The sequence below is a fragment of the Streptomyces asoensis genome, from assembly GCF_013085465.1.
Taxonomy (GTDB): Bacteria; Actinomycetota; Actinomycetes; order Streptomycetales; family Streptomycetaceae; genus Streptomyces; species Streptomyces cacaoi_A.
This window is the reverse complement of the sequence record NZ_CP049838.1, coordinates 8,013,832-8,038,441: the sequence shown is the minus strand read 5'-3', so window position 1 is coordinate 8,038,441 and position 24,610 is coordinate 8,013,832. Positions and strand designations below refer to the sequence as shown.

Below are 24,610 nucleotides of genomic sequence, written 5' to 3'. Positions count from 1 at the left end.
ACAGGGCACGGCCCGCACGCGGCTCTTGCGGGGCCGTCGGGCGGGCGGACCCCGGTGGCCGGGGCCGTCGTGCGGCGGCCTGGGCGGCGGCGTGGGGCAGCGGGGCGATCGGGGCCGGGCCCCGCTCCAGTGGTGTGATCACGTACCGCCAACGACTACGACTCTGCGGCGTCACCCCACCCGACAGGCAGATCCGCCGCGCCGGGAACTTCGCCGCGGATCGACTCGGGTGGCTCGTCGTCGGTCAGTCGGGTGTCTCGGCCGAGTCGGCCGGTTCGGAGTCGTCGGCCGACGCGGACCGCTCGATGTCGTCGTTGGTCGCGGCCCAGCCGGCCAGCAGGTTCAGGGCGTCCTGCGAGGGTGACGCGGGCGGCCGTCAAGGGCCGGCGCGACGACGTGGCGGTGGCGACGACGAAGTGGCGCAAGACCAACCCGCGCTTCACCGGCGAGAACTTCCAGCGCAACCTGCGCATCGTCGACGAAGTGCAGGCCATCGGCGCCGAGATCGGCGCCACCCCGGCCCAGACCGCGCTGGCGTGGCTGCTGACCCGTGGGGACGACATCGCCCCCATCCCCGGGACTCGGCGGGTCTCGCGCGTCGAGGAGAACACCGCCGCCGACGGCATCGAACTCGGCGCCGCTCAGCTCGACCGCCTGAACAACCTCACGCCTGCGGCGGGCGAGCGCCACGACGAGGCGAACATGGCCAGTATCGACCGCTGACCGTCGGCGCCGGTGGGCGGCGTCCTCGCTGCATCATGTAGGCATGATCACCATTCATCTGACGTACGAGATCGACGCCGACAAGCTGGAGGACTTCGAGGAGTACGGCCGCCGTTGGGTCGGGCTCGTCAACCGTTTCGGCGGGACGCACCACGGCTACTTCCTGCCGAGTGAGGGCGACAGCGACATCGCCTACGCCCTCTTCTCGTTTCCCGGTCTGGCTGCGTACGAGCGGTACCGCACGGACAGCGTGTCCGATCCGGAGTGCCAGGAGGCGTTCGAACTGGCTCGTCGCACGCGCTGCATCAAGCGATACGAACGCCGCTTCCTCCGGCCGCTCGACGGCGTGTCCTAGGCCAGGCGTGCAGGATGGCTTGTCCGCAGTCCGTGCTGGGGCGCGGGGCGTGCGTGGACCCGGCATGGGTGGCGGACCTGCGGCGCGGGTGACGGGCCTCGTGCAAAAGGTGAAGGGGCGGGGCAACCCTGCCCCCGCCTCATGGGTCACACAGGCGCACCTGATTCCCATTGGTCCGAAAGGGGCCTCACTCTCTGTGATGACTCGCACCCGGCTGACCGCGCTGGCCGCGACGGCCGTCCTCGCCGCCACCAGCGGCATGATCGCCGCCGCCCCGGCCTCCGCGGCCGTCACCTGCACCTCTCCCGTCTGGAGGGCGCAGTACTTCGGCAACTCCACCTTCAGCGGCACCCCGAAGCTGACCGCCTGCGACGCCGCCATCAGCGAGAACTACGGGTACGGCGACCCGACGGGCGTCACGCTGCCCAAGGACAACTTCTCCGTCCGCTGGTCCCTCACCCGGGACTTCGGCTCCGGCGGCCCCTTCAGGCTCTCCGCCGCCACGCAGGACGGCATGCGCGTCCACGTCGACGGCGTGCGGAAGATCAACCTGTGGAAGAACGTCTCCGCCACCGCCCGCAAGGCCGTCGACCTGACCATCCCGGCCGGCAGGCACACGATCCGCGTGGACTACGTGGCCTGGACCGGCCTCGCCCACGCCGCGTTCACGTACGCCCCGCGTACCGAGGCCGCCGTCGACACGGTCAAACCGCTCGCCCCGACCGGCCTCACCGCCGCGTACCACCGGGACACCACGAAGACCACCCTGCGCTGGGCCGCGAACAAGGAGATGGACCTCGCCGGCTACCGCCTCTACCGCCGGCTGAGCACCACCCAGTGGGTGAAGGTCAGCGGCTCGTCGCTGCTCACCTCCCCGTCCTTCGTGGACGCGACGCCCGCCACGGGCCAGACCTTCCTGTACGAGGTCCGCGCCGTCGACAAGGCGGGCCGCGAGTCCGCCGGCAGCCTCGACGCCACCGCGGTGACCGTGGACCGCACGGGCCCGGCGGCGCCGACCGGTCTCACGGTCGCCGGCGACGCGTGGTGGGCCACCCTGGCCTGGCAGGGTGTCGCCGACGCCGCGACGTACGAGGTGTACGCCGCCTCCGCGGCCACCGGGCCGTTCGAGCTGCTGGGCACGACGACCACGACCTCGTACCGCACCGACGCACCCGTGAACACCGCCCGGTACTACCGGGTCCGCGCCCTCGACGCGCTCGGCAACCCGTCGGCGTACGCCGCCGTCACCGGCGACGGCGTCGACCGGACGCCGCCGAAGTCCCCGGCCTCCCTCGGCTCCGTCGTCCGCGTCGGCTACACCGACGTGTACTGGAAGCAGCCCGACGGCTTCTACGAGGACTTCGACAACGGCGGGACCTACCGCGTCTACCGCTCGCCCGGCAAGGCCCTCGACCCGACCGCGCTCACCCGTGTGCCCTGCGCCGAGGAGAGCGACGAGACCAGCACCGGCGGCATCTGCCACGACCTGGACATGCCCGCGGGCACGTACGTGACGTACGCGGTCGCGGCGGTGGACCCGGCCGGCAACGAGTCGGCGCTGTCCGCCCCGCTCGTCGTCCGCACCGGCGACCGTGTCGCGCCCGGCCCGCTCACCGGCGTGACAGCCACCCCGCGCGCCGACGGCGTGCTGATGAGCTGGGCGGCCTCGGCCGAGGACGACGTCGAGCGCTACACGGCCTGGACCGGCGCCCGGCAGGCCGACGGCACGGTCAAGTGGCTCGGCTCCGCCTCCTGCCGGGAGGGCACGAGCGACCCGCTCGCGGTCCTCTGCGGCGACCTGCCGGACGGCGAGACGTACGTGTACGCGGTCGTCGCCCGGGACCGCTGGGACAACGCGCTGCATCCGAGCGACCCGAAGGTCACGGTCGTCGAGGCCACCGAGCTGGACGTCCGGCCGTCCGTGACGGTCACCCGGGACTGGGACCTCGGCAGCCTCGGCCATGGCACCGTGATCGGCGGACCCGACGAGGACGGACCGTCCATCGGCTGGCGGTGCGACAGGACGGCCGAGTGCGCCACCGTCGCGGGCTACCGGGTCAGCCGATGGAACGCGACCACCAAGGCGTACGAGCCGCTGCACACCGGACTGCTGCCGGCGGAGACCCGCGCCTACACGGACACCACGGCCGCGCGGGGGACCACGCACTTCTACACGCTTGAGGCAGTGCGCGCCGACAGCAGCGTCGCGGGCACACACGTGTGGAACTGCGTCTTCCAGGACCGCGTCTAGGAAGGGTGCGCCGGGCGCGTCGACGACCTCCGTCCACCGGGCGGAGATCCCGGGTGCTCCCCTTCGTTCGAGGAGACGTCGGTGCGGCCGGCCCCGGACGTGTGGTGATCTGGGCGCACACGCCTGCACCGCAGCGACACGAACGGGGACCCTGCCATGACCACGCACACCGCCCTGCCACCGGAGCGTTTCGAGGCCGACCGGCCTCATCTGCGCGCCGTCGCCCACCGCATGCTCGGCTCACTCAGCGAGGCGGAGGACGCCGTTCAGGAGACATGGCTCAGGGCGACCCGGGCGGACGTCGGTGACGTGGAGAACCTCAGCGGGTGGCTCACCACGGTCGTGGGCCGGGTGTGCCTGAACATGCTCCGCTCTCGAAGAACACGGCCCGAGGTGCCGCTCGACGCCCAGGTGACCGAGCCCGCGGTCGCCACGGCGGAGGGCGGCGACCCCGAGGAGGAGGCGCTGCTCGCCGACTCGGTCGGGGTGGCGCTTCTGGTCGTGCTGGACACGCTCGCCCCGGCCGAGCGGCTGGCGTTCGTGCTGCACGACCTGTTCGCCGTGCCGTTCGACACCATCGCCCCGATGATCGAGCGGACTCCGGCCACGACACGGCAACTGGCCAGCCGGGCCCGCCGCCGCGTCAGGGGCGGCGCTCCCGTCACCCCCGGCGGTACCGGGACTCCTGACACCGTCAGCCCCGGCCTCGCCGCACCCGCGGCCGCCGCCGACCGGGCCCGGCAACGCCGGGTCGCCGACGCGTTCCTGGCCGCAACCAGGGGCGGCGACTTCGAGGCGCTGCTCGCCCTGCTGCACCCGGACGTGGTCCTCACCGCCGACCGCTTCGTCGTCCCGACGCCGGAGCCCATCACGGTCAGCGGCGCCCGACCCGTGGCCGAGGGCGCGATGGCGGCGACCGGCCGGGCCCGGTTCACCGGCCTCGCCCTGCTCGACGGCCGGGTCGGCCTCGCGATGGCGCCGCACGGCAGGCTGCGGCTGGTTCTGCTGTTCACGATCACGGAGGGCGGGATCACCAGGATCGACGTGGTGGCGGATCGGGAGCGGCTGGACGGTATCGAGGTGGCGGTGCTCGACACCATCGGGGCCGAGTCCGTGGGCGCCGGACCCGTCGACACCGCGCCCGTGGGCGCCGACGACTGACAAACGGGTGGGAGGCGACCGGAGTTCCCGGTCGCCCCCCACCCGTCCCTCGTCCCTCGCCCGTGCTCAGAACGCCAGCACCAGCGAGGCCACCGCCGGCGCCGCGTAGACCAGTGGGAACGGCAGATGCGCGAACCAGCGGGCCCGCAGCACGGTGCCGGCGGCGCCCAGGAAGTACAGGACCAGACCGATCGCGGCGAGCACACCGACCACGGGCACGAACAGCCCGGCCAGCAGACCGGCAGCGCCCGCGGCCTTGGCCGCGCCGAGCCACGGCCACCACGAGCGCGGCACTCCGTAGTCGGCCAGCGGCTTCACCGTCCACTCGGCGCCGAGGAAGATCGAGGCGGCCGAGAAGCCCGCCATGACAGCTCCGACAACGGTGACGACGACGTATGCGGTGGAGTGGTCGGTGAACATCTCAGCAGCTCCTCAAGGGGTTTCCGTGCGTTCCTTCACCCCCCTGACACGGTGCGCCGCCGATGTGTGACAGCCGCAGGAGCTGCTTTCGACGTGAGGACGGTCACTCGACGCGGGCGGCCACCTGCCACTTCGACGGCAGCTCGATCCGGGTGCCGTCGGGCGCGAACTCGGTGGTGACCAGGGGCAGTTCACCGGAGGCCAGGACCGTGAGACCGGCGGTGCGCAGATACCCGGGCACCGCGTCGTCGGCCACTTCGCCGGGGGCGATGCCGTGCCGGAAGATCGGCGCGAGCTTCGGCGGCGGGCCGGCCGGACTCTGTGCCAGTCCGCCGAGGACGGGGCGGGCGGCCTCCGACAGTTCGACGAGGAAGACCCGGCCACGCTCCCCCAGCAGCGCGGCGATCCCGTCCACCAGCGGCTGCCGGTCGTCGGGCTCGCACTGGTGCAGGACGCCCCTCATGTAGACGTTGGTGTCCCCGAGTTCGGCGTGCAGCGTCTCGGCCGCGCCCTTCTCGACCGCGTCCAGCAGCCGGTACGTGGCCTGTCCGGCGGGGTCGGCGCGGCGGGCGTGGTCGAGGGCCGCGGCGGACAGGTCCGCGCCGACGACATGCGGGAAGCGGTCGGCGAAGTACCGGGTCTGGGTGCCGTTGCCGCAGCCGAGGTCCACCAGCGCCAGCCCGGGGTCGGCGAGATGAGGTTCGAAGAGGGCCAGGTGGAGGGCGGCGGTCACCTTCGGATCCGCGTCCCAGAACACACCGCCCGGCTCCTGTGGAGCCTCGCGCCAGAAGCCCTCCCACGCCTCCCGGTACCGACTCGTCACGCTCATGCACAACTCCCCAGAATGCAAGGCCGATCCGCCGCAAGTGACGGGCGAGTACGGTCTATCGCTCCCCGGTCGGCGCGACAAGCGCGGTGCGCATTCCTTCACGCCGCGTTCGAGATCCGTCAGCCGTCCGATGCGCCCCGGTCGGTCGTGCTCAGCGCCCTGCGGTGCGGCGCGGCAGCGTCAGCTCGAACCACACCGACTTCCCCGCGCCCGTACGGCTGGTGCCCCACTCGCGGGCCAGCGCGCTCACCACGCGCAGCCCCCGCCCGGCCTCGTCGCCGGGCCCGGCGCTCAGCAGGGTCGGCAGCTCGTGGTCGTCGTCCTCGACCTCGCACAGCAGCGTGTCGCCGCGGACGAGGCGCAGGGCCACGGGGCTCCGGCGGGAGTGCCGTACGGCATTGGTGACGAGCTCGCTCACCATCAGCTCGGCGGCGTCGGCCGACTTCGCCAGGCCCCAGTCGTGCAGCTGTTCGCGGACCACCGCGCGGGCCCGGCCGACCTCCGCCGGGTCGAGGGGGAACCGCCACTCGGCGACGTCGTCCGGCTCGATGCCGTTGAGGCGCGCCAGGAGCAGGGCCACGTCGTCCTTGCGGCCGCCGCGGGTGTTGAGGGCGCGGATGATGGTGTCGCAGGCGTCGTCCATGGAGGCGGCCGGGTGGGCGGCGGACTCGCAGAGGGTCGCGAGCCCTACGCCGATGTCCTCGCCGCGTACCTCCACCAGCCCGTCGGTGCACATCACCAGCCGGTCGCCCGGCTCCACGCGCACGCGTACCGCCTCGAAGGGCACCCCGCCGACCCCGATGGGCGCGCCGGTGGGCAGGTCGAGGAGTTCGCTGCGGCCGTCGACGGCACGCACCAACACGGGTGGGATGTGGCCCGCGTTGGCGAGGTGCAGCTCGCCCTCGATCGGGTCGTAGACGGCGTACAGACAGGTCGCGAGATAGGTGTCGCCCAGCCGTTGCGCCAAGTCGTCGAGGTTGCGCAGGAGTTGGGCGGGCGGCAGATCGAGGGCGGCCATGGTCTGCACGGCCGTCCGCAACTGCCCCATCATGGCGGCCGAGTGGAGACCGTGTCCCATGACGTCGCCGACGACGAGGGCGGTGCGCGCGCCGGGCAGCTTCACCGAGTCGAACCAGTCGCCGCCGACCCGCCCGAGCAACGTACCCGGCAGATAGCGGGTGGCGATGTCACAGCCGGCCATGCGCGGCGGGATGTGCGGCAGCATGCTGTCCTGGAGGGTCTCGGCGACGCTCTCCTGGTAGGTGTACATGCGCGCGTTGTCGAGCACGAGGCCCGCGCGGGCGGCGAGTTCGGCGCCGGTGACCCGGTCCATGTCGTTGAAGAGGGCGCGCTCCGGGTGGCGCAGCAGGATCATGAAGCCGAGGACGACGTTACGGGCCTTCAGCGGGACGACCAGCATGGAACGGCCGGTGATCAGGGGCCGGATGTCGCGTTTCTCGAACTGCGAGGCGATGGCGTGGCCCATCTGCTCGCTGATGCGCGGCACGAGGACGGGCTGTCCGGTCGTCATGCACTGGAAGAACGGGGTGTGCGCGGGGAACGGCATGGCCTCGCCGACGGGTACGACGTCGTCCCAGCGGCCGGGTTCGTCGGTGTGCTCGACGGCGACCCGGTGCCACATGGTGGTCGTGTCCGGCACGCCGTCGGGGAACCCCTCCCCGGCGACGACCTGTTCGCGCAGATAGGTGCCGGCGACGTCGGTGAAGCGCGGGACGACGGCTCTGCTGACCTCCAGGATGGTGCGGGAGAGGTCGAGGGATGTGCCGATCTTCCCGCTGACCTCGTTGAGGAACTCCAGTCGCTCACGGACGGCGACGTACTCGAGGTCCTCGCCCTCGTCGACGAGCTCCTGCGGTACGGGCGCCCCTTCGGAGACGGCGCGGGCGGCCCGCTCCCGGCGCGCTCTGCGCTCGACTCGCCGGGCCACGCCCCAGTCGGGGGTCACGGGCACCCGGTCGTTCTGGCTGAACTCCAGTACGGGATAGCCGAGTTCGAGGATCTGCGCGACGATGCGAGCGCTTTCGCCGACGCTCATGCTGGGCAGGATCTCGGGCAGCCGCCGGGCGAGTTCCGCGGCGCCGGGGAAGTCGGTGTGCAGTGCGAAGGCGGGCGCGATGCGTTCGACGGCCAGGGGGTCCGCCGGTTCGTCCTGGTGCAGTCCCGCCGCGTCCGCGGCCAGTACCAGCAGCCGTTCCGTGCCCGGCCCGACCAGCGGGTACGCCCACCACAGCACGTCGACGCGACCACGCTCGCGGTCCTTCCCCCACCCTGCGGGCAGGGGGACCCCCATCTCGCTTCGCTCGGGCACGGTCAGCCGGGCCCGTCCGGCGGCCGGGTAGCCGAGGCCCCGGTCGAGGGAGGAGTCGAGGCCGGGCCCGAGTCCGTCGTAGGCCGCGTAGTCCCCGTAGCCGTCGTATCCGCCGTCCGGAAGATCGTCGTCCGGCTCGGGGAGCGCGCCGGAGACGGGGAGCAGGTCGATGGCGGGCTGGCCGATCGCCTCCTCCTTGACGACGCCGAAGAGCCGGCGTGCGCCGGTGCTCCAGTGGGAGACGAGCCCCTCACGGTCCACCACGACCACGGCCAGTGGGACGCGCCCGGCGTCGGCGGACCCTCCCCCACCCTCTCCGCGGCTGGGAGGTACGTCCCGCTCGGTGCCACGGTCCATGGCCCAGGCCCTCTCTCCCCAGAGCTGTGCAAGATCTGTCCCGCCGTCACCACCGTACGGCGCAGGTCGGTCGGCATGTGCGGCAATCCTGGAATTGGTTTCAGCGGGGCGCGCCGGGGTACGCCGCACGTCCCGGCGTCCGCTCGCGACGGGATCAGTCCTCGTGGCCGAGCCGAAGGTCGCGTTCCGTGCGGCCGCCGCCCGCCACTTGGAGGACGGTGGCGACCGGCGGGTAACCGGCGGCGATGACGGTGTACTCGCCGGAGGACTGGTCGACGAAGCGGAAGGCGCCGTCGGGCCCCGTGGTGAGGGTGTCCACGACGTTGCCCGCCGCGTCCAGGAGGGTCACGCGCGCGTCCTCGACGGGCCGCCCGCCGGTGGCCCGGACGGTGCCGCGCAGCAGGGCGCCCGCGGCGAGTTCGACGTCCTGGCGGGTCTCCCGGGCGGCCTGGACGCTGACCGGAACGGCGGCCGGGCGGAAGGCGGGCGCGCCGGCGGCGAGGGTGTACTCCCCGGCGACGACCTCGTTGATGACATAGCCGCCCTCGAGGCCGCTGCGGGTGCCGGCGACGACCTCGCCGTGGACGTCGGTGAGGGTGACGGTGGCCTCCCGCACCGGGGATCCGTCGGCGGTCAGCACACTCCCGGCGAGGCGTCCGGCACCGCCGAGGACGACGTCCAGTTCGACGGGGCGCTCGCCGACGGTGACGGAGACGGCCCGCGGCTGGTGACCGCCGGCGGCGGCGATCAGGACGTACGCCCCGGAGCCGGGCGCGGCCAGCGCGAACCGTCCGTCCTTGCCGCCGGCGTCCCGGCCGATCTGCTGCCCGGTCACATCGATGAGGGTGAGCGCCGCGCGGGGCACCACGGTCCCGTCGGAGTGCCGCACCGTGCCGCGGACGGGCACGCCGGCGGTGTGCGGCATGTTGAGCGCGAGGGTCTGCGGGACCGCCGTGTTCCCGGGCGCGGGTTCCGATTCGGCGGTGTGGTGGGACACCAGCGGTTTCTCCTCGAGGAAGAAGGCGATGAGCAGGCCGAGGACCAGCACCGGCACGAGGTAGAGGAAGATCCTCGGCATGGCGTCGGCGTAGGCGCGGATGTAGGCGTCGCGCAGCTGCGGGGGCAGGGCGTGGACGAGTTGCGGGGTGAGGGACTCGGGGTCCGGGAGGCCCACGCCGGTGCGGGCGGGCAGGCGGGCGCGCAGGGCGTCGGTGAGCCGGTCGGCGAAGAGCGTGCCGAAGATCGCCGCGCCGACACTGCCGCCGATCTGCCGGAAGTAGTTGTTGGCGCTGGTGGCGGTGCCGAGGTCGGCGGGGCGCACGGAGTTCTGCACGGCGAGGACGAGCACGGGCATCACCAGCCCGATGCCGGCGCCGAGGACGGCCATCCAGAGGCTGTACTGGAGCCGGGGTGTGTCGACCTCCAGCCGGGACAGCAGCCACATGCCGAGGGCGGCGAGGGCGCTGCCGAGGACGGGATAGATCTTGTAGCGGCCGGTGTGCGTGATGAGCTGCCCGGAGAGGACCGAGGCGCCGACGATGCCGCCCATCATGGGCAGCATCAGCAGCCCCGACTCGGTGGCGGTGGCCCCGTCGACCATCTGGAGGAAGGTCGGCAGATAGCTCGCGGCGCCGAACAGCGCGACGCCGATCACCAGGCCGACCAGCGCGGTGACGTTGAAGACGGAGTCCCTGAACAGCCGCAGCGGGATGAGGGGTTCGGCGGCGGCGCGCTCCACGGCGAGGAACAGGACGGCCGCGGCCGCCGCTCCCGCGCCGAGGCCGAGGACGACTCCGGAGTCCCAGGCGTACCGGGTGCCGCCCCAACTGGTGAGCAGGACCAGGCAGGTGGAGGCAGCGGCGAGCAACAGGGCGCCGAGGACGTCGAATCGGGGCTTCGCCGTCGGCTTCGGCAGCTTCAGCACGACGGTGACGACGGCGAGGGTGAGAAGGCCGAAGGGGACGTTGATGTAGAAGCACCAGCGCCAGGAGAGGTGGTCCGTGAAGTAGCCGCCGAGCAGCGGTCCGGCGACCGAGGCGAGGCCGAAGGCGGCGCCGACGATGCCCATGAACCGGCCGCGCTGCCGGGGCGGCACGATGTCCGCGATGATCGCCTGTACGCCGATCATGAGTCCGCCCGCGCCGACGCCCTGGACCGCGCGGAAGGCGATCAGCTGGTCCATGGTCCGGGCCCGCCCGGCCAGCGCGGAGCCGATGACGAAGACGACGATCGCGAACTGGAAGACACCCTTGCGGCCGAGGAGGTCGCCGAGTTTGCCGTACACCGGCAGCCCGACGGTGGCGGTGAGCAGATAGGCGGTGATCGCCCAGGACATCCGGTCCAGGCCGTGCAGTTCGCCGACGATCTTCGGCAGGGCGGTGGCGACGATCATCTGCTCCAGGGCCGCGAGGAGCAGTGCGAGCATCAGGGAGAAGAAGATCAGCCGCACCCGGCGTCGGCCGGGTTCCGTCGTGCCGGCCGACGCCGGCGGCCGGTCCTCCCTGGCAGGTGCCGTGACCGGCTCGTCCTGTGCCGACATGGTCCCGCCCATGTGCCGCTCCCCTCGTCGCGCCTGCCACACAGTTCCCGCGTAAAGCGACAACCACGAGCAAGCGCGACGAGTTACGGCGCCGTCCCGGTCACAAGAGAGATCCACTCGAACCGGTGAAGGGAGTCAACGCGCGCGGAGCGCACGGGTGTTGATCTACTTCTCGACCTCGGTGGCGAGGTTGTCGAGAATCAGGTCGTAGATCCGGTTGAGGCCCTTGGGCGCGAACGTCTTCTCGAAGAAGCCGCCGATGCCGCCGGCGCCGTTCCAGGTGGTGGTGACGACGACGCGGGACTTGCCCTCGCCCGCCGGGGTGACGCGCCAGACGGTGACCATCGAGGAGTTGCGGTCCTTCTCGACGAGCTCGCCGTCGGTCGGCTCGGCGACCTCCAGAAGGCAGTCACGGACGCGCTTGCTGGTGGCCTGGAGCTTCCAGTGGACGAGGGTGCCCTCGCCGTCGCCGCCCTCGCGCACCTCGTACTCGCTGAAGTGCTCGGGCAGCAGCTTCCCGCGCGCGTCGCTGTAGTCGGCGATGGTGTCGAACACCTTCTCCGGGTCCGCGGCGACGACCCGCTCGGTGGTGGCCTCGACCTGCGCCATGGGGTTCCTCCAGGTCTGTGTTGCTCAGGGTTGTTCGGGGTTCCTCAGGTTCGGGGCAAGCCAACCACCCCGGTCCGCGGCCACCCAAATCGGGGTCCCGGAAGCGATCGCGGGGCGATCGAAAAGGGCTGCCGAACGGTTCCCCGCACGATCATGGGAACACATGTTCTATTGTGGGGGCAGTGCTACCGAGGAGGCGTCATGCGCTGGGACAACCTCACCGTGGAGACCCGTCACGACCGGCCGGCCGATGCCGCGCTGTTCGGTGCGGACGCGGTCACGACCAGGACGTTCGACACGCCCGAGTTCGCCGGCATCACGTTCCACGAGATCCGGGCCCGCTCGATCCTCAACCGGGTGCCGGGGGCCTCCCGGATGCCGTTCGAGTGGACGGTGAACCCCTACCGGGGCTGCACGCACGCGTGTGTGTACTGCTTCGCCCGCAAGACGCACAGCTATCTCGACCTCGACACCGGGACCGGCTTCGACACGCAGATCGTCGTCAAGGTGAACGCGCCGGACCTGCTCCGTCGTCAGTTGGCCTCGCCCCGCTGGCACGGGGAGCACGTCGCGATGGGCACGAACGTCGACTGCTACCAGCGCGCGGAGGGCCGCTACCGATTGATGCCGGGCATCCTGTCCGCCCTGCGCGACCGGGCGAACCCCTTCTCGATCCTGACCAAGGGCACCCTGATCCTGCGCGATCTCGACCTGCTGCGGCAGTCCGCCGAGGTGACCGACGTCGGCGTCTCGGTCTCCGTCGGTTTCACCGACACCGAGCTGTGGCGCACCGTGGAGCCGGGCACGCCCGCCCCCCAGCGGCGCCTGGACGTCGTCAGGACCCTCACCGACCACGGGATCGGCTGCGGGGTGCTGATGGCGCCGGTGATCCCGTTCCTCGGTGACGAGCCGGCCCAGCTGCGCGCCACCGTGCGGGCGATCGCGGCCGCCGGGGCCACCTCCGTCACCCCGCTCGCGCTGCATCTGCGCCCCGGCGCCCGCGAGTGGTTCATGGCCTGGCTCGGGCAGCACCACCCCTACCTGGTGCGCCGGTACGAGCGGCTGTACGCGGACGGCGCCTACGCCCCGAAGTGGTACCAGCGGCGGATCACCCGTCAGGTCCACGAGCTGGCCGAGGAGTACGGGATCGGCCCCACGCGCGCGGGGATGCCCCGCCGGATCCCGCGGCCCGAGCCGGTGGAGGAGCCGAACGGGTCCGGGCCGACCCAGCTCTCGCTGATCTGAGCGCGTTCGAGCGCATCCGGCGACCCGAACGGGTCAAACAACGCCGGAACAGGTTCTGACGGACGCTCTTTTCGGGACGATGCGGCAAGGGCCGTGACCTGTGCGGTCCGACCACCTCCGGCCCCTTCGTCGTCTCGGGAGCACTTCATGAACCAACGCGCAGCCGTGCTGTGCGCTGCCGCCGCCGTCGTGGCCGGGACGGTCACCGCCGTGCCCGCCGCCGCGAGCCCCTCGCACTCCACGGAGCCCGCCCGCGCGACGGCGCTCACCTGGAAGAGCTGCGGCACCACCGGGCAGCCGAAGCTCCAGTGCGCGTCCCTGGAGGTGCCGCTCGACCACGCGCAGCCGGGCGGTGAGCAGATCACGCTGGCGCTGTCCCGCGTCCCGCACACCGCGAAGACGTACCAGGGCCCGCTGCTGGTCAACCCCGGCGGCCCCGGCGGCCGGGGGCTGAGCCTCGCGGGATTCGTCGCCTCGGCGCTGCCGAAGGCCGTGTCGGCCCAGTACGACGTCATCGGCTTCGACCCGCGCGGGGTGGGCAAGAGCACGCCCGCGCTGGTCTGCGCGCCCGGCCACTTCGCCTCCGTGCGCCCGGACTCCGTGCCGAGCACCGAGGCGATCGAGGAGGCGAACATCGCCCGCGCGCGGTCCTTCGCCACGGCCTGCGCCAAGAAGTACGCGCGCGTGCTGCCGTACATCGACACGGTCAGCGCCGTACGGGACATGGACGCGATCCGTGCCGCGGTCGGCGCCCGGCGGCTGAACTACTTCGGCTACTCGTACGGCACCTACCTCGGCGCGGTGTACGCCAAGCTCTACCCGCAGCGGGTGCGGCGCCTGGTCCTGGACTCGATCGTCGACCCCACGGGCGTCTGGTACGAGGACAACCTCACCCAGGACCTGGCCTTCAACGACCGGCACCGCGCCCTGATGGCCTGGATCGCCGAATACGACAAGACGTACCGGCTCGGCACCGACCCGGAGCAGGTCGAGACCAAGTGGTACGCGATGCGGGCAGCCCTCGCCGAGAAGCCGGCCGGCGGCAGGGTGGGCGCCTCGGAGCTGGAGGACACCTTCCTGCCCGGCGGCTACTACAACGGCTACTGGCCCCGCCTCGCCGAGGCGTTCGCGGCGTACGTGAACCGCAAGGACACCGCCCCGCTGGTCGCGGCGTACGAGAACTTCGCCGCCGTCGACGCCGCGGGGGACAACGGCTACAGCGTCTACACCTCGGTGCAGTGCCGTGACGCCTTCTGGCCGCGCGACTGGGACGAGTGGCGCACGGACAACTGGTCGGTGTACGCGAAGGCGCCCTTCATGACCTGGAACAACGCCTGGTACAACGCCCCGTGCGCGTTCTGGCCGACCGGGTCCGTGGGGCCGGTGAACCTCACCAACGGCAAGCTGCCGCCGACCCTGCTGTTCCAGGCGACGGAGGACGCGGCCACCCCGTACGAGGGCGGTGCGACGGTCCACGCGCTGCTGCGCGGTTCGAGTCTCGTCGTCGAGGAGGGCGGCCAGAACCACGGCATCACGCTGAGCGGGAACACCTGCCTGGACAAGCACCTGGCGGCGTACCTGACCGACGGCACGGTGCCGCGCGGGACCGGCGGGGTCGACGCGGTGTGCCAGGCACAGCCCGACCCGAAGCCGGCGGCCTCGAAGGTCGCCTCACGCACCGCCCACGGCTCGACGCTGCACGGGCTGCTGGGGTTCCGTGGCTGAGCGGTGATCACCGACCCGTCGGGGGCGTTGTCGGACCCGTGGTCCACCATGGACGCATGAGCGAACCGACCAGGATCCCCGCCCCCGACGGAGTCGCCGCCGCGGCCCAGTACTCACATGTCGTCATGGGCACCGGCCGTTTCGTGGCCGTCGCCGGTCAGCTCCCGCTCGACGAACACCGCAGGCTGGTCGGCGAGGGCGACCCGCAGGCCCAGGCCCGCCAGGTCTTCGAGAATCTGCGCCGCTGCCTCGCCGCGGCCGGCGCGACCTTCGACGACGTCGTCAAACTCACCTATTTCGTCACGGACATGGCCCATATGCCCGCGATCCGCGCGGCCCGCACCGCCCACATACCCGACGACCGCCTCCCCGCCGCCTCGGCCGTACAGGTCGCCGCCCTGATCCACCCGGACTTCCTGATGGAGATCGAGGCTTTCGCGGTGCTGAGCGAATGACTCCCGCGCTCGTCGTACGGGACATGGCGCTCGCCGACGTCGACCGCGTCTCCGAGATCCGGATCCGCGGCCGGCAGAGCGCCTACCGGGGCCTGCTGCCGCAGCCGTACCTGGACGCGCCGAGCGTCGCCGAGGACGCGGAGCGGCGCCGCGCCCGCTTCGGGCAGGGCGGTGCCGGCGTGGTGAACCTGGTCGTGGAACAGGCCGGGAGGGTGGTCGGCCGGGCCGCCCACGGCGGCTGCCGCGACGGCGAAGTCCGCGCCGACGACACCGAGTTGTACGCGATCTACGTCGACACCGAGTACCTCGGCAGGGGTGTCGGGCGGGTGCTTCTCCAGGAGTCGGTGCGGCGGGCCGGCGCCCTCGGGTACTCCCGCACGTACCTCTGGGTCCTCAAGGGCAACGCCACGGCCCGCCGCTTCTACGAGCGTGCCGGCCTTCACGCGGACGGCGCCGAGGAGCCCTTCGAGGTGGAGGGCGTCGCGGTGCCCGAGGTGCGGCACCTCGGGCACCTGCCCCTCTGAAGGCGCGCTCACGCCCGTCGGTCCGGTGCCCTCAGCGCTGCCGGGGAATGCGTGCCAGCGCGTGTACGGCCGCCTCCGCCAGTGCCGGGTGGGCCAGGGCGTCGTTCAGGACCGGTCGGGCGCGGTCGTCGGCCAGGGTGCCCAGGCCCTCCACGCAGGCGAGGGCCACCCGGCGGTGGGGGTCGTGCGGGCGCAGGCGTCGCCGCAGGGTCGTGATCAGCGCGGGTACGGACTCGGGTGCGCGCAGGTCCACCAGCAGCCGGACCGGGTGCAGGGCGTAGGCGACGCGCAGTTCGTTGGTGGCCAGGGCGGCCGCGGCGCGGGCGGTGCGGGGATCGTCGAGCCGGGTCAGCGCGTGGGCGGCGGAGGCGCAGCGCGGCGGGTCCCGGTGGTTGAGCAGCAGGACGAGCGCCTCGAAGGCACGCCGGTCCCCGGCGCATCCCAGCCGGAACGCGGCCAGCTCGCGGGCCCAGAGGGGCTGCCCCGACTCGGTGAGCACGCACGCCAGTTCGTCGTGGTCCGCGGTACGCTCCAGCCGCTCGTAGGCCGCCGTCGCGCCGGACTCGCGCCGTAAGCGCTCCGTGAGTGATCGCAACTCTTCGTCCATGTGCCGAGCGTAGGGGCTGTGCTGTGCGCGGAGGCGCAAACCGGGCACCTGGCCCACCCGGCCGGGTGGGGACGTTCGAGCGAAACAGGTCACAGTCCCAGGGGCTGGCGCGCTCGTTACCCACCGGTTAAGCTCATACGAGCGAGTCAATCACTCGCTTCACCTCCTCGTGGTGGCCTGGTGACGCAGTCGCCGCGAGAAGTCGGTTCGGTACCACCTGTACCGCTGTACGACCCGGCCACGGGACAGGGCCGGTCGGATCTCCCGTTCGCTCCGGGCGTGTGCACGCCCCCGGCGACGGCACCGGGCGTGTGCGCTTGTCAGCCCGGCAACACCCGCAAATCCTTCACCGCACCCGGTGCGCCCGGGCCTCGCAGAGGCCGCTCGGCGCACCCGGGCGCGTTCCCAGTCGTCACCTCATTTCTGGAGTCCCGCGATGGTCGCTCCCCTGTCCGACACCCCTCTGTCCCCGCTCCGGACGATCGCCGTCATCGGCCTCGGCACCATGGGCACCGGCATCACCGAGGTCCTGGCGAAGGCCGGGCGCGAGGTGATCGGCATCGACATCAGCGAGGCCCAGGCCGCGCGGTCCCTCGCCGCGCTGGAGGCCTCCACCGCCCGCGCCGTGCAGCGCGGCCGGCTCACCGAGCAGGAGCGCACGGCGGCCCTGGCCCGCGTCCGGGTCTCCACCGACCTGCGCACGGCGGCCGACGCCGACCTCGTCATCGAGGTGGCGCCGGAGTCGTACGAGATCAAGCAGCAGATCTTCCGCGAGCTGGACGGGCTGGTGCGGCCCGAGACCATCCTCGCCACCGGCACCAACGCGCTCTCCGTGACCCGGCTCGCCGCCGACTCGGCGCGTCCGGAGCGGGTGTTGGGCCTGCACTTCTTCAACCCGGCGCCGGCCATGAAGCTGGTCGAGGTCGTCTCCTCGGTGCTGACCGCGCCCACCGCGGTCACCGCCGTCACCAACCTCGCCCTCGACCTCGGCAAGGAGCCGGTCGCGGTCGGCGACCGCCCCGGCTTCGTCGCCGACGGCCTGCTGTTCGGCTACCTCAACCAGGCCGCCGCGATGTACGAGGCCCGGTACGCCTCCCGAGAGGACATCGACGCCGCGATGCGGCTGGGCTGCGGACTGCCGATGGGCCCGCTCGCCCTGCTCGACCTGATCGGCGTCGACACGGCCCGTACGGTCCTGGAGGTCATGTACGCCGAGTCCCACGACCGGCTGCACGCTCCCGCGCCGATCCTCAAGCAGCTCAGCGAGGCGGGCCTGACCGGCCGTAAGTCGGGCCGCGGCTTCTACACCTACGACGCCCCGGACAGCGCGACGGTCGTCCCGGACGCGCTGACGCCCCTGTCCGGCGCCGGCGGGGCCCCCGGTCGCCCGGTCAGCTCGGTCGGCGTGGCCGGCTCCGGCACCATGGCCTCCGGTATCGCCGAGGTCTTCGCCAAGGCCGGCTACGACGTCGTCCTCGCCGCCCGCAGCGAGGAGAAGGCGCAGACCGCCAAGGCCAGGATCGGCAAGTCGCTCTCCCGCTCGGTCGACAAGGGCCGGCTGACCGCGGAGGCCGCCGCCCAGATCCTGGACCGGATCACCCCGGCCGGCTCCTACGACGCCTTCGCCGACGTCGACCTGGCGCTCGAGGCGGTCGCCGAGGACCTCGAGATCAAGCAGCAGCTCTTCGCGACGCTGGACAAGGTGTGCAAGCCCGGCGCGGTCCTCGCCACGACGACCTCCTCGCTGCCGGTCGTCGCCTGCGCCCGCGCCACCTCGCGCCCGCAGGACGTGATCGGGATGCACTTCTTCAACCCGGCGCCCGCGATGAAGCTGGTCGAGGTCGTGCGTACGGTGCTGACGGCCGACGACGTCCACGCGACGGTCCGCGAGGTGTGCGGGCGGATCAAGAAGCACGCGGTGGACTGCGGGGACCGCGCGGGCTTCATCGTGAACGCGCTGCTCTTCCCGTACCTCAACAACGCGATCAAGATGGTCCAGGAGCACTACGCGTCCCTCGACGACATCGACGCGGCGATGAGGCTGGGCGGCGGCTACCCGATGGGCCCCTTCGAGCTGCTGGACGTCGTCGGACTCGACGTCTCCCTGGCGATCGAGAAGGTGCTGCACCGGGAGTTCCGGGACCCGGGCCTGGCCCCCGCCCCGCTCCTGGAGCACCTGGTGGCCGCGGGCTGCCTCGGCCGCAAGACCGGCCGTGGCTTCCGCGAATATGCCCGCCGCTGACGGCATCGGCGACCGGCTCCGCGCAGACGAGGACTGGGGCGGGCTGCTCGACCCCGCCCTCGGGCCCCCGCCCGCCGAGGGCGGGGGAAACCCCGGACAGGCGCACCGAGCTGCGCACATGCAGTACGTTCGGGTCATGCCCCAGCCCGCCAGGTCCTCACGTACACCCGCCACGCCCGACGCGCCGGAGAGTGCCGCGGGCAGCCGCGCGGCAGCCCAGCGGCTCAAGATGCGCCGAGAACTGGCGGCCGCGGCGATGGAGCTGTTCGCGACCAAGGGGTACGAGGCGACCACCGTCGACGAGATCGCGGCCGCGGCCGGAGTCGCCCGCCGGACCTTCTTCCGTCACTTCCGCTCCAAGGAAGAGGCGATCTTCCCCGACCACGACGACACCTTGATCCGGGCGGAGGCCGTGCTCAACGCGGCCCCGGCGCACGAGCATCCGCTCGACACGGTGTGCCGCGGCATCAAAGAGGTCATGAAGATGTACGCGGCCCGGCCGGAGATCTCGGTCGCCCGCTACAAGCTGACGCGCGAGGTGCCCACCCTGCGCGAGGCGGAGATCGCTTCGGTGGCCCGCTACGAGCGCCTCTTCACCCGCTACCTCCTCGGCCACTTCGACGAGCACGCCCACGACGACGACGCCAACGACGATCCGCTGCTCGCCGAGGTCGCCGCGTCCGCCGTGGTCACGGCCCACAACCACGTGCTGCGGCGCTGGCTGAGGGCCGGCGGCCAGGGCGACGTCGAGACCCAGCTCGACCATGCCTTCGCGATCGTGCGGAAGACGTTCGGGACGGGCATCGGAGCCGGCCGCAGCAGCGCCGGCGCCCCCCAGCCCGCCCCTGCGGTGGTCTCCGCACAGGGCGAGGTCCTGGTGACGGTCGCCCGCACCGACGCCTCGCTGGACGAGGTCATGCGCACCATCGAGCAGGCTCTCAAGGAGCGCTGAGCACCCCTCGGAACCCCTTTCACGCTGTGACGACGGCCACCCCACCGGGTGGCCGTTTTGGCATGTCAGAGCCCCTTTTCGCGCACATTTCAGAGCCCGTTCGATCGATCATCGCTCATTTGTTACGTAAAGATTTCAGCTGAGACCAAGTTCTGGCACTCAGTGCCTTGCGGGGTGACACGCGGTGTCATACGTTGAAGGTGTCCGGGCGGCCGGCGTGCAGAGACCTTTCGTACGCCGGCTGTCCCCGCAAGCTCATGGTTTGCGCGCCCGGACGCCTGCGTCACAGGCAACCTCCCGCGCCACAAAGCGCTGCCGAACAGCACATCCGCCGAACCGACGGCACGTTCACCCCAAACCCTCAGCAGCACCGACGTAACCCTCAGCGCCCCGCCCTCAGGGCGCTCACCGCCGGAGGCAACACCGTGACCATGCAGAAGATTCTGGACGCGATCCAGTCGCCGGACTCGACACCGGACGACTTCGCCGCTCTGCCGCTCCCCGAGTCGTACCGCGCGATCACCGTGCACAAGGACGAGACGGAGCTGTTCGCCGGGCTCGAGACCCGCGACAAGGACCCCCGCAAGTCCCTCCACCTGGACGAGGTGGCCCTGCCCGAGCTCGGTCCGGGCGAGGCCCTGGTGGCCGTCATGGCCTCCTCGGTCAACTACAACTCCGTGTGGACCTCGATCTTCGAGCCGGTGTCGACGTTCTCCTTCCTGGAGCGCTACGGCAGGCTCAGCGAGCTCACCAAGCGGCACGACCTGCCCTACCACGTCATCGGTTCCGACCTGGCGGGCGTCGTCCTGCGTACCGGCCCGGGCGTCAACGCCTGGAAGCCGGGCGACGAGGTCGTCGCGCACTGTCTGTCCGTCGAGCTGGAGTCGTCCGACGGCCACAACGACACGATGCTCGACCCCGAGCAGCGCATCTGGGGCTTCGAGACCAACTTCGGCGGCCTGGCGGAGATCGCCCTGGTCAAGTCCAACCAGCTGATGCCGAAGCCGGACCACCTGTCGTGGGAGGAGGCGGCGGCCCCCGGCCTCGTCAACTCCACCGCGTACCGGCAGCTGGTCTCCCGCAACGGCGCCGGCATGAAGCAGGGCGACAACGTCCTGATCTGGGGCGCCAGCGGCGGACTCGGCAGCTACGCCACGCAGTTCGCGCTGGCCGGCGGCGCCAACCCGATCTGTGTCGTCTCCTCCCCCGAGAAGGCCGACATCTGCCGGGCCATGGGCGCCGAGGCGGTCATCGACCGCAACGCCGAGGGCTACAAGTTCTGGAAGGACGAGCGGACCCAGGACCCGAAGGAGTGGAAGCGTTTCGGCAAGCGCATCCGCGAGTTCACCGGCGGCGAGGACATCGACATCGTCTTCGAGCACCCCGGTCGCGAGACCTTCGGCGCCTCGGTCTACGTCACCCGCAAGGGCGGCACCATCACCACCTGCGCCTCGACCTCGGGCTACATGCACGAGTACGACAACCGCTACCTGTGGATGTCCCTGAAGCGGATCATCGGCTCGCACTTCGCCAACTACCGCGAGGCCTGGGAGGCCAACCGGCTGATCGCGAAGGGCAAGATCCACCCGACGCTGTCGAAGGTCTACTCCCTGGAGGAGACCGGCCAGGCCGCCTACGACGTGCACCGCAACCTCCACCAGGGCAAGGTCGGCGTCCTCGCGCTGGCCCCCCAGGAGGGTCTGGGTGTGCGCGACGAGGAGAAGCGCGCCCAGCACATCGACGCCATCAACCGCTTCCGCAACATCTGAGACACCCGAGGTCATAGATGACTGAGCGTCAGAAGGACCGGCCGTGGCTCATGCGCACGTACGCCGGTCACTCCACGGCCGAGGCGTCCAACGAGCTGTACCGGCGCAACCTCGCCAAGGGCCAGACGGGTCTGTCGGTCGCGTTCGACCTGCCCACCCAGACCGGCTACGACTCCGACCACGTCCTCGCCCGCGGCGAGGTCGGCCGGGTCGGCGTGCCGGTGGCCCATCTCGGTGACATGCGCAGGCTGTTCCAGGACATCCCCCTGGAGCAGATGAACACCTCGATGACGATCAACGCCACCGCCATGTGGCTGCTGGCGCTCTATCAGGTCGTCGCCGAGGAGCAGGGCGCGGACATCACCCTGCTCCAGGGCACGACCCAGAACGACATCGTCAAGGAGTACCTGTCCCGGGGCACGCACGTGTTCCCGCCGGGGCCGAGCCTCCGTCTCACGACGGACATGATCGCGTACACGGTCTCCCACATCCCGAAGTGGAACCCGATCAACATCTGTAGCTACCACCTACAGGAGGCCGGGGCCACGCCGGTCCAGGAGATCGCGTACGCGATGTCCACGGCGATCGCCGTGCTGGACGCCGTCCGCGACTCCGGGCAGGTGCCGGCCGAGAAGTTCGGCGATGTCGTCGCCCGGATCTCCTTCTTCGTCAACGCGGGCGTCCGCTTCGTCGAGGAGATGTGCAAGATGCGCGCCTTCGGCCGCATCTGGGACCGGATCACCCGGGAGCGCTACGGCATCGAGAACGCCAAGCAGCGCCGCTTCCGCTACGGCGTCCAGGTCAACTCCCTGGGCCTGACCGAGGCGCAGCCGGAGAACAACGTCCAGCGGATCGTCCTCGAGATGCTCGCCGTGACGCTGTCGAAGGACGCACGCGCGCGTGCCGTGCAGCTCCCCGCCTGGAACGAGGCCCTGGGCCTCCCCCGCCCCTGGGACCAGCAGTGGTCGCTGCGTATCCAGCAGGTGCTCGCCCTGGAGAGCGACCTGCTGGAGTACGAGGACATCTTCGAGGGCTCGAAGGTCATCGAGACCAAGGTGGGCGAGCTGGTCGAGGAGTCCCTCACGGAGATCGAGCGGATCCAGGAGATGGGCGGCGCGATGGCCGCCGTCGAGTCCGGCTACCTCAAGTCGCAGCTCGTCTCCTCGCACGCCGAGCGCAGGGCCCGGATCGAGTCCGGGCAGGAGAAGATCATCGGCGTCAACATCTTCGAGACGACCGAGCCCAACCCGCTCACCGCGGATCTCGACACGGCCATCCAGACGGTCGACCCGGCGGTCGAGGCCCGTGTCATCGCCTCCCTCGAGAACTGGCGCGACACCCGCTACCAGCCGCCCTTCAACCACCCGCGTCCGTGCAAGGCGCTGGAGAAGCTGAAGGAGGCCGCCAAGGGCACCGCCAACCTCATGGAAGCCACCCTGGAGTGCGCCCGCGCCGGGGTCACGACCGGCGAGTGGGCCGGGGCGCTGCGTGAGGTGTTCGGCGAGTTCCGCGCCCCGACCGGCGTGTCGTCGGCGCCGGTGGCGGTCCCGGCCGAGGAGGGCTCGGCCATGGCCGACGTCCGCCGCAGGGTCGACGTGACCGCGAAGGACATGGGCGTCGGCAAGCTGCGCTTCCTGGTCGGCAAGCCGGGCCTGGACGGGCACTCCAACGGCGCCGAGCAGATAGCCGTCCGCGCGCGGGACGCCGGCTTCGAGGTGGTCTACCAGGGCATCCGGCTGACGCCCGAGCAGATCGTGGACGCCGCGCTGGAGGAGGACGTGCACGCCGTCGGCCTGTCCATCCTGTCCGGCTCGCACGCCCAGCTGGTGCCGGACGTCCTCGAACGGCTGCGTGTGGCCGGTGCCACAGACATCCCGGTGATCGCCGGTGGCATCATCCCGAATGGAGACGCCGAACAGCTCAGGGCTGCCGGCGTGGCCGCGGTCTTCACCCCGAAGGACTTCGACATCACCGGAATCATCGGCCGCATCGTCGACGAGATCCGGAAAGCGAACAAGCTCGACCCCCTGGAGGTCCCCGCATGACCGTCAACCGTCTGCGTCCCCGCCGCTCGTGTCTCGCGGTCCCGGGCAGCAACCCCCGCTTCCTGGAGAAGGCGCAGGGCCTCCCGGCGGACCAGGTGTTCCTCGACCTCGAGGACGCGTGTGCGCCGCTCGCCAAGCCGGAGGCGCGGCACACCATCGTCAAGTTCCTCAACGAGGGCGACTGGACGGGCAAGACGAGGGTGGTCCGGGTCAACGACTGGACGACCGAGTGGACGTACCGCGACGTCGTGACGGTGGTCGAGGGGGCCGGCCCCAACCTCGACTGCATCATGCTGCCGAAGGTGCAGAACGCCCAGCAGATCGTCGCGCTGGACCTGCTCCTGACGCAGATCGAGAAGACCATGGGCTTCGAGGTCGGCCGTATCGGCATCGAGGCGCAGATCGAGAACGCGCAGGGCCTCAACAACGTCAACGAGATCGCGCAGGCCTCCCCGCGCATCGAGACGATCATCTTCGGCCCGGCCGACTTCATGGCGTCGATCAACATGAAGTCGCTGGTCGTGGGCGAGCAGCCGCCCGGTTACCCGGCGGACGCCTACCACTACATCCTGATGAAGATCCTGATGGCCGCCCGCGCCAACGACCTCCAGGCGATCGACGGCCCCTACCTCCAGATCCGCAACGTCGACGGCTACCGCGAGGTCGCCGGACGCGCGGCCGCCCTCGGCTTCGACGGCAAGTGGGTGCTGCACCCGGGCCAGGTCGAGGCGTCCAACGAGATCTTCTCGCCGTCGCAGGAGGACTACGACCACGCCGAGCTGATCCTGGACGCGTACGACTACTACACGTCCGAGGCGGGCGGCAAGAAGGGCTCGGCGATGCTCGGCGACGAGATGATCGACGAGGCCAGCCGCAAGATGGCGCTGGTCATCTCCGGCAAGGGACGCGCCGCCGGCATGCAGCGCACCGGCAAGTTCGAGATCCCGGAGGCCTGACGATGCAGTTCGGACGCACCTACGAGGAGTTCGAGGTCGGGGCGACGTACAAGCACTGGCCGGGCAAGACGGTGACGGAGTACGACGACCACCTGTTCTGTCTCCTCACCATGAACCACCACCCGCTCCACATGGACACCAACTACGCCGAGAACACGACGGACTTCGGCAGGAACGTCGTGGTGGGGAACTACATCTACTCCCTGCTCCTCGGCATGTCCGTCCCGGACGTGTCCGGCAAGGCGATCGCCAACCTGGAGATCGAGTCGCTGAAGCACGTGGCGCCGACCTTCCACGGCGACACGATCTACGGCGAGACGACCGTCCTCGACAAGACGCCCTCCAAATCGAAGAACGACCGCGGGATCGTCTACGTCGAGACCAAGGGCTACAAGCAGGACGGCACGCTGGTCTGCGTGTTCCGCCGCAAGGTGATGGTGCCGACCGAGACGTACATCAAGGAGCGCGGCGGCGAGCAGCCGGGCCGCCCCCAGCTCAAGGAGCAGGAGAAGTAGCC

19 protein-coding genes and 1 pseudogene are annotated in these 24,610 nt (G+C 71.3%); 14 read left to right on the top strand and 6 right to left on the bottom strand.

Annotation, left to right across the window (positions count from 1 at the left end; all coding sequences use genetic code 11):
• Positions 1 to 411: 411 nt before the first annotated feature.
• The 4 genes and pseudogenes from G9272_RS35870 to G9272_RS35855 form a co-directional block, all read left to right on the top strand.
• Positions 412 to 723: pseudogene (locus tag G9272_RS35870) on the top strand (aldo/keto reductase); the annotation flags it as partial.
• Positions 724 to 766: 43 nt separating this feature from the next.
• On the top strand, positions 767 to 1,078 hold the full coding sequence (locus G9272_RS35865) for an NIPSNAP family protein (RefSeq protein WP_171400378.1): 312 nt from the start codon (positions 767 to 769) through the stop codon (positions 1,076 to 1,078).
• A gap of 199 nt (positions 1,079 to 1,277) precedes the next feature.
• Positions 1,278 to 3,329 carry a PA14 domain-containing protein gene (locus G9272_RS35860; protein ID WP_171400377.1) on the top strand — a complete coding sequence of 684 codons (2,052 nt, stop codon included), beginning with the start codon at positions 1,278 to 1,280 and terminating at the stop codon, positions 3,327 to 3,329.
• 156 nt (positions 3,330 to 3,485) lie between these two features.
• Positions 3,486 to 4,490, top strand: a complete 1,005-nt coding sequence (locus tag G9272_RS35855; RefSeq protein ID WP_171400376.1) for a sigma-70 family RNA polymerase sigma factor — start codon at positions 3,486 to 3,488, stop codon at positions 4,488 to 4,490.
• Between the two features lie 66 nt (positions 4,491 to 4,556).
• Here the strand turns inward: G9272_RS35855 and G9272_RS35850 are convergent, their stop codons facing one another.
• The 5 genes from G9272_RS35850 to G9272_RS35830 all read right to left on the bottom strand — a co-directional run bounded on the left by G9272_RS35850 (position 4,557) and on the right by G9272_RS35830 (position 11,573).
• A complete protein-coding gene (locus tag G9272_RS35850) occupies positions 4,557 to 4,910 on the bottom strand; it encodes a DoxX family protein (RefSeq protein ID WP_171400375.1) in 354 nt (117 codons plus the stop codon).
• A gap of 103 nt (positions 4,911 to 5,013) precedes the next feature.
• Positions 5,014 to 5,739 (bottom strand): class I SAM-dependent methyltransferase, encoded by a 726-nt coding sequence (locus G9272_RS35845; RefSeq protein ID WP_171400374.1) that lies wholly within the window; start codon positions 5,737 to 5,739, stop codon positions 5,014 to 5,016.
• A gap of 151 nt (positions 5,740 to 5,890) precedes the next feature.
• A complete protein-coding gene (locus tag G9272_RS35840) occupies positions 5,891 to 8,425 on the bottom strand; it encodes a SpoIIE family protein phosphatase (protein ID WP_171400373.1) in 2,535 nt (844 codons plus the stop codon).
• A gap of 154 nt (positions 8,426 to 8,579) precedes the next feature.
• Positions 8,580 to 10,976, bottom strand: a complete 2,397-nt coding sequence (locus G9272_RS35835) for an MFS transporter (protein WP_171400372.1) — start codon at positions 10,974 to 10,976, stop codon at positions 8,580 to 8,582.
• A gap of 153 nt (positions 10,977 to 11,129) precedes the next feature.
• Positions 11,130 to 11,573: an SRPBCC family protein gene (locus tag G9272_RS35830; protein WP_171400371.1), complete on the bottom strand. Its 444-nt coding sequence runs from the start codon at positions 11,571 to 11,573 to the stop codon at positions 11,130 to 11,132.
• 201 nt (positions 11,574 to 11,774) lie between these two features.
• Here G9272_RS35830 and G9272_RS35825 point away from each other — a divergent pair, with 201 nt between their 5' ends.
• The 4 genes from G9272_RS35825 (at position 11,775) to G9272_RS35810 (ending at position 15,522) form a co-directional block, all read left to right on the top strand.
• On the top strand, positions 11,775 to 12,818 hold the full coding sequence (locus G9272_RS35825; protein ID WP_171400370.1) for an Rv2578c family radical SAM protein: 1,044 nt from the start codon (positions 11,775 to 11,777) through the stop codon (positions 12,816 to 12,818).
• Positions 12,819 to 12,965: 147 nt separating this feature from the next.
• The gene (locus G9272_RS35820) at positions 12,966 to 14,543 is read left to right on the top strand and encodes an alpha/beta hydrolase (RefSeq protein WP_171400369.1); all 1,578 of its coding nucleotides are present in this window, start codon (positions 12,966 to 12,968) and stop codon (positions 14,541 to 14,543) included.
• Between the two features lie 56 nt (positions 14,544 to 14,599).
• Positions 14,600 to 14,998 (top strand): RidA family protein, encoded by a 399-nt coding sequence (locus G9272_RS35815; protein ID WP_171400368.1) that lies wholly within the window; start codon positions 14,600 to 14,602, stop codon positions 14,996 to 14,998.
• Complete coding sequence (locus G9272_RS35810) at positions 14,995 to 15,522, top strand: GNAT family N-acetyltransferase (protein WP_171400367.1); 528 nt, start codon at positions 14,995 to 14,997, stop codon at positions 15,520 to 15,522. Before G9272_RS35815 ends, G9272_RS35810 begins: the two co-directional genes overlap by 4 nt.
• Before the next feature lie 31 nt (positions 15,523 to 15,553).
• Here G9272_RS35810 and G9272_RS35805 read toward each other — a convergent pair whose 3' ends face one another.
• Positions 15,554 to 16,129, bottom strand: coding sequence for an adenylosuccinate lyase (locus tag G9272_RS35805; protein WP_171400366.1), 576 nt, complete (start codon positions 16,127 to 16,129; stop codon positions 15,554 to 15,556).
• A 436-nt stretch (positions 16,130 to 16,565) separates the two neighbouring features.
• On the opposite strand from G9272_RS35805, the gene G9272_RS35800 reads away from it, so the two are divergent.
• The 6 genes from G9272_RS35800 (at position 16,566) to G9272_RS35775 (ending at position 24,608) form a co-directional block, all read left to right on the top strand.
• Entirely contained in the window at positions 16,566 to 18,371 is a 1,806-nt protein-coding gene (locus tag G9272_RS35800; protein ID WP_171400365.1) for a 3-hydroxyacyl-CoA dehydrogenase family protein, read from the top strand.
• A 136-nt stretch (positions 18,372 to 18,507) separates the two neighbouring features.
• Positions 18,508 to 19,323, top strand: coding sequence for a TetR family transcriptional regulator (locus G9272_RS35795; RefSeq protein WP_216377891.1), 816 nt, complete (start codon positions 18,508 to 18,510; stop codon positions 19,321 to 19,323).
• Positions 19,324 to 19,754: 431 nt separating this feature from the next.
• Positions 19,755 to 21,092 (top strand): crotonyl-CoA carboxylase/reductase, encoded by a 1,338-nt coding sequence (gene ccrA / locus G9272_RS35790; protein ID WP_171400363.1) that lies wholly within the window; start codon positions 19,755 to 19,757, stop codon positions 21,090 to 21,092.
• A gap of 17 nt (positions 21,093 to 21,109) precedes the next feature.
• Complete coding sequence (locus G9272_RS35785) at positions 21,110 to 23,137, top strand: protein meaA (protein ID WP_171400362.1); 2,028 nt, start codon at positions 21,110 to 21,112, stop codon at positions 23,135 to 23,137.
• Positions 23,134 to 24,093 carry an HpcH/HpaI aldolase/citrate lyase family protein gene (locus G9272_RS35780; RefSeq protein ID WP_057606081.1) on the top strand — a complete coding sequence of 320 codons (960 nt, stop codon included), beginning with the start codon at positions 23,134 to 23,136 and terminating at the stop codon, positions 24,091 to 24,093. Before G9272_RS35785 ends, G9272_RS35780 begins: the two co-directional genes overlap by 4 nt.
• A gap of 2 nt (positions 24,094 to 24,095) precedes the next feature.
• Positions 24,096 to 24,608, top strand: a complete 513-nt coding sequence (locus tag G9272_RS35775) for a MaoC family dehydratase (RefSeq protein WP_171400361.1) — start codon at positions 24,096 to 24,098, stop codon at positions 24,606 to 24,608.
• The last annotated feature ends 2 nt before the right edge of the window (positions 24,609 to 24,610 follow it).

Excerpts from the sequence above, each read along its gene's own strand:
- G9272_RS35830 (WP_171400371.1), bottom strand. The coding sequence starts at position 11,573 with ATGGCGCAGGTCGAGGCCACCACCGAGCGGGTCGTCGCCGCGGACCCG.
- G9272_RS35775 (WP_171400361.1), top strand. The coding sequence starts at position 24,096 with ATGCAGTTCGGACGCACCTACGAGGAGTTCGAGGTCGGGGCGACGTAC.
- G9272_RS35805 (WP_171400366.1), bottom strand. The coding sequence starts at position 16,129 with ATGGACGAAGAGTTGCGATCACTCACGGAGCGCTTACGGCGCGAGTCC.
- G9272_RS35815 (WP_171400368.1), top strand. The coding sequence starts at position 14,600 with ATGAGCGAACCGACCAGGATCCCCGCCCCCGACGGAGTCGCCGCCGCG.
- G9272_RS35865 (WP_171400378.1), top strand. The coding sequence starts at position 767 with ATGATCACCATTCATCTGACGTACGAGATCGACGCCGACAAGCTGGAG.
- G9272_RS35840 (WP_171400373.1), bottom strand. The coding sequence starts at position 8,425 with ATGGACCGTGGCACCGAGCGGGACGTACCTCCCAGCCGCGGAGAGGGT.
- G9272_RS35795 (WP_216377891.1), top strand. The coding sequence starts at position 18,508 with ATGCCCCAGCCCGCCAGGTCCTCACGTACACCCGCCACGCCCGACGCG.
- ccrA (WP_171400363.1), top strand. The coding sequence starts at position 19,755 with ATGCAGAAGATTCTGGACGCGATCCAGTCGCCGGACTCGACACCGGAC.
- G9272_RS35835 (WP_171400372.1), bottom strand. The coding sequence starts at position 10,976 with ATGGGCGGGACCATGTCGGCACAGGACGAGCCGGTCACGGCACCTGCC.
- G9272_RS35855 (WP_171400376.1), top strand. The coding sequence starts at position 3,486 with ATGACCACGCACACCGCCCTGCCACCGGAGCGTTTCGAGGCCGACCGG.
- G9272_RS35810 (WP_171400367.1), top strand. The coding sequence starts at position 14,995 with ATGACTCCCGCGCTCGTCGTACGGGACATGGCGCTCGCCGACGTCGAC.
- G9272_RS35785 (WP_171400362.1), top strand. The coding sequence starts at position 21,110 with ATGACTGAGCGTCAGAAGGACCGGCCGTGGCTCATGCGCACGTACGCC.
- G9272_RS35850 (WP_171400375.1), bottom strand. The coding sequence starts at position 4,910 with ATGTTCACCGACCACTCCACCGCATACGTCGTCGTCACCGTTGTCGGA.
- G9272_RS35825 (WP_171400370.1), top strand. The coding sequence starts at position 11,775 with ATGCGCTGGGACAACCTCACCGTGGAGACCCGTCACGACCGGCCGGCC.
- G9272_RS35780 (WP_057606081.1), top strand. The coding sequence starts at position 23,134 with ATGACCGTCAACCGTCTGCGTCCCCGCCGCTCGTGTCTCGCGGTCCCG.
- G9272_RS35820 (WP_171400369.1), top strand. The coding sequence starts at position 12,966 with ATGAACCAACGCGCAGCCGTGCTGTGCGCTGCCGCCGCCGTCGTGGCC.
- G9272_RS35800 (WP_171400365.1), top strand. The coding sequence starts at position 16,566 with ATGGTCGCTCCCCTGTCCGACACCCCTCTGTCCCCGCTCCGGACGATC.
- G9272_RS35845 (WP_171400374.1), bottom strand. The coding sequence starts at position 5,739 with ATGAGCGTGACGAGTCGGTACCGGGAGGCGTGGGAGGGCTTCTGGCGC.
- G9272_RS35860 (WP_171400377.1), top strand. The coding sequence starts at position 1,278 with ATGACTCGCACCCGGCTGACCGCGCTGGCCGCGACGGCCGTCCTCGCC.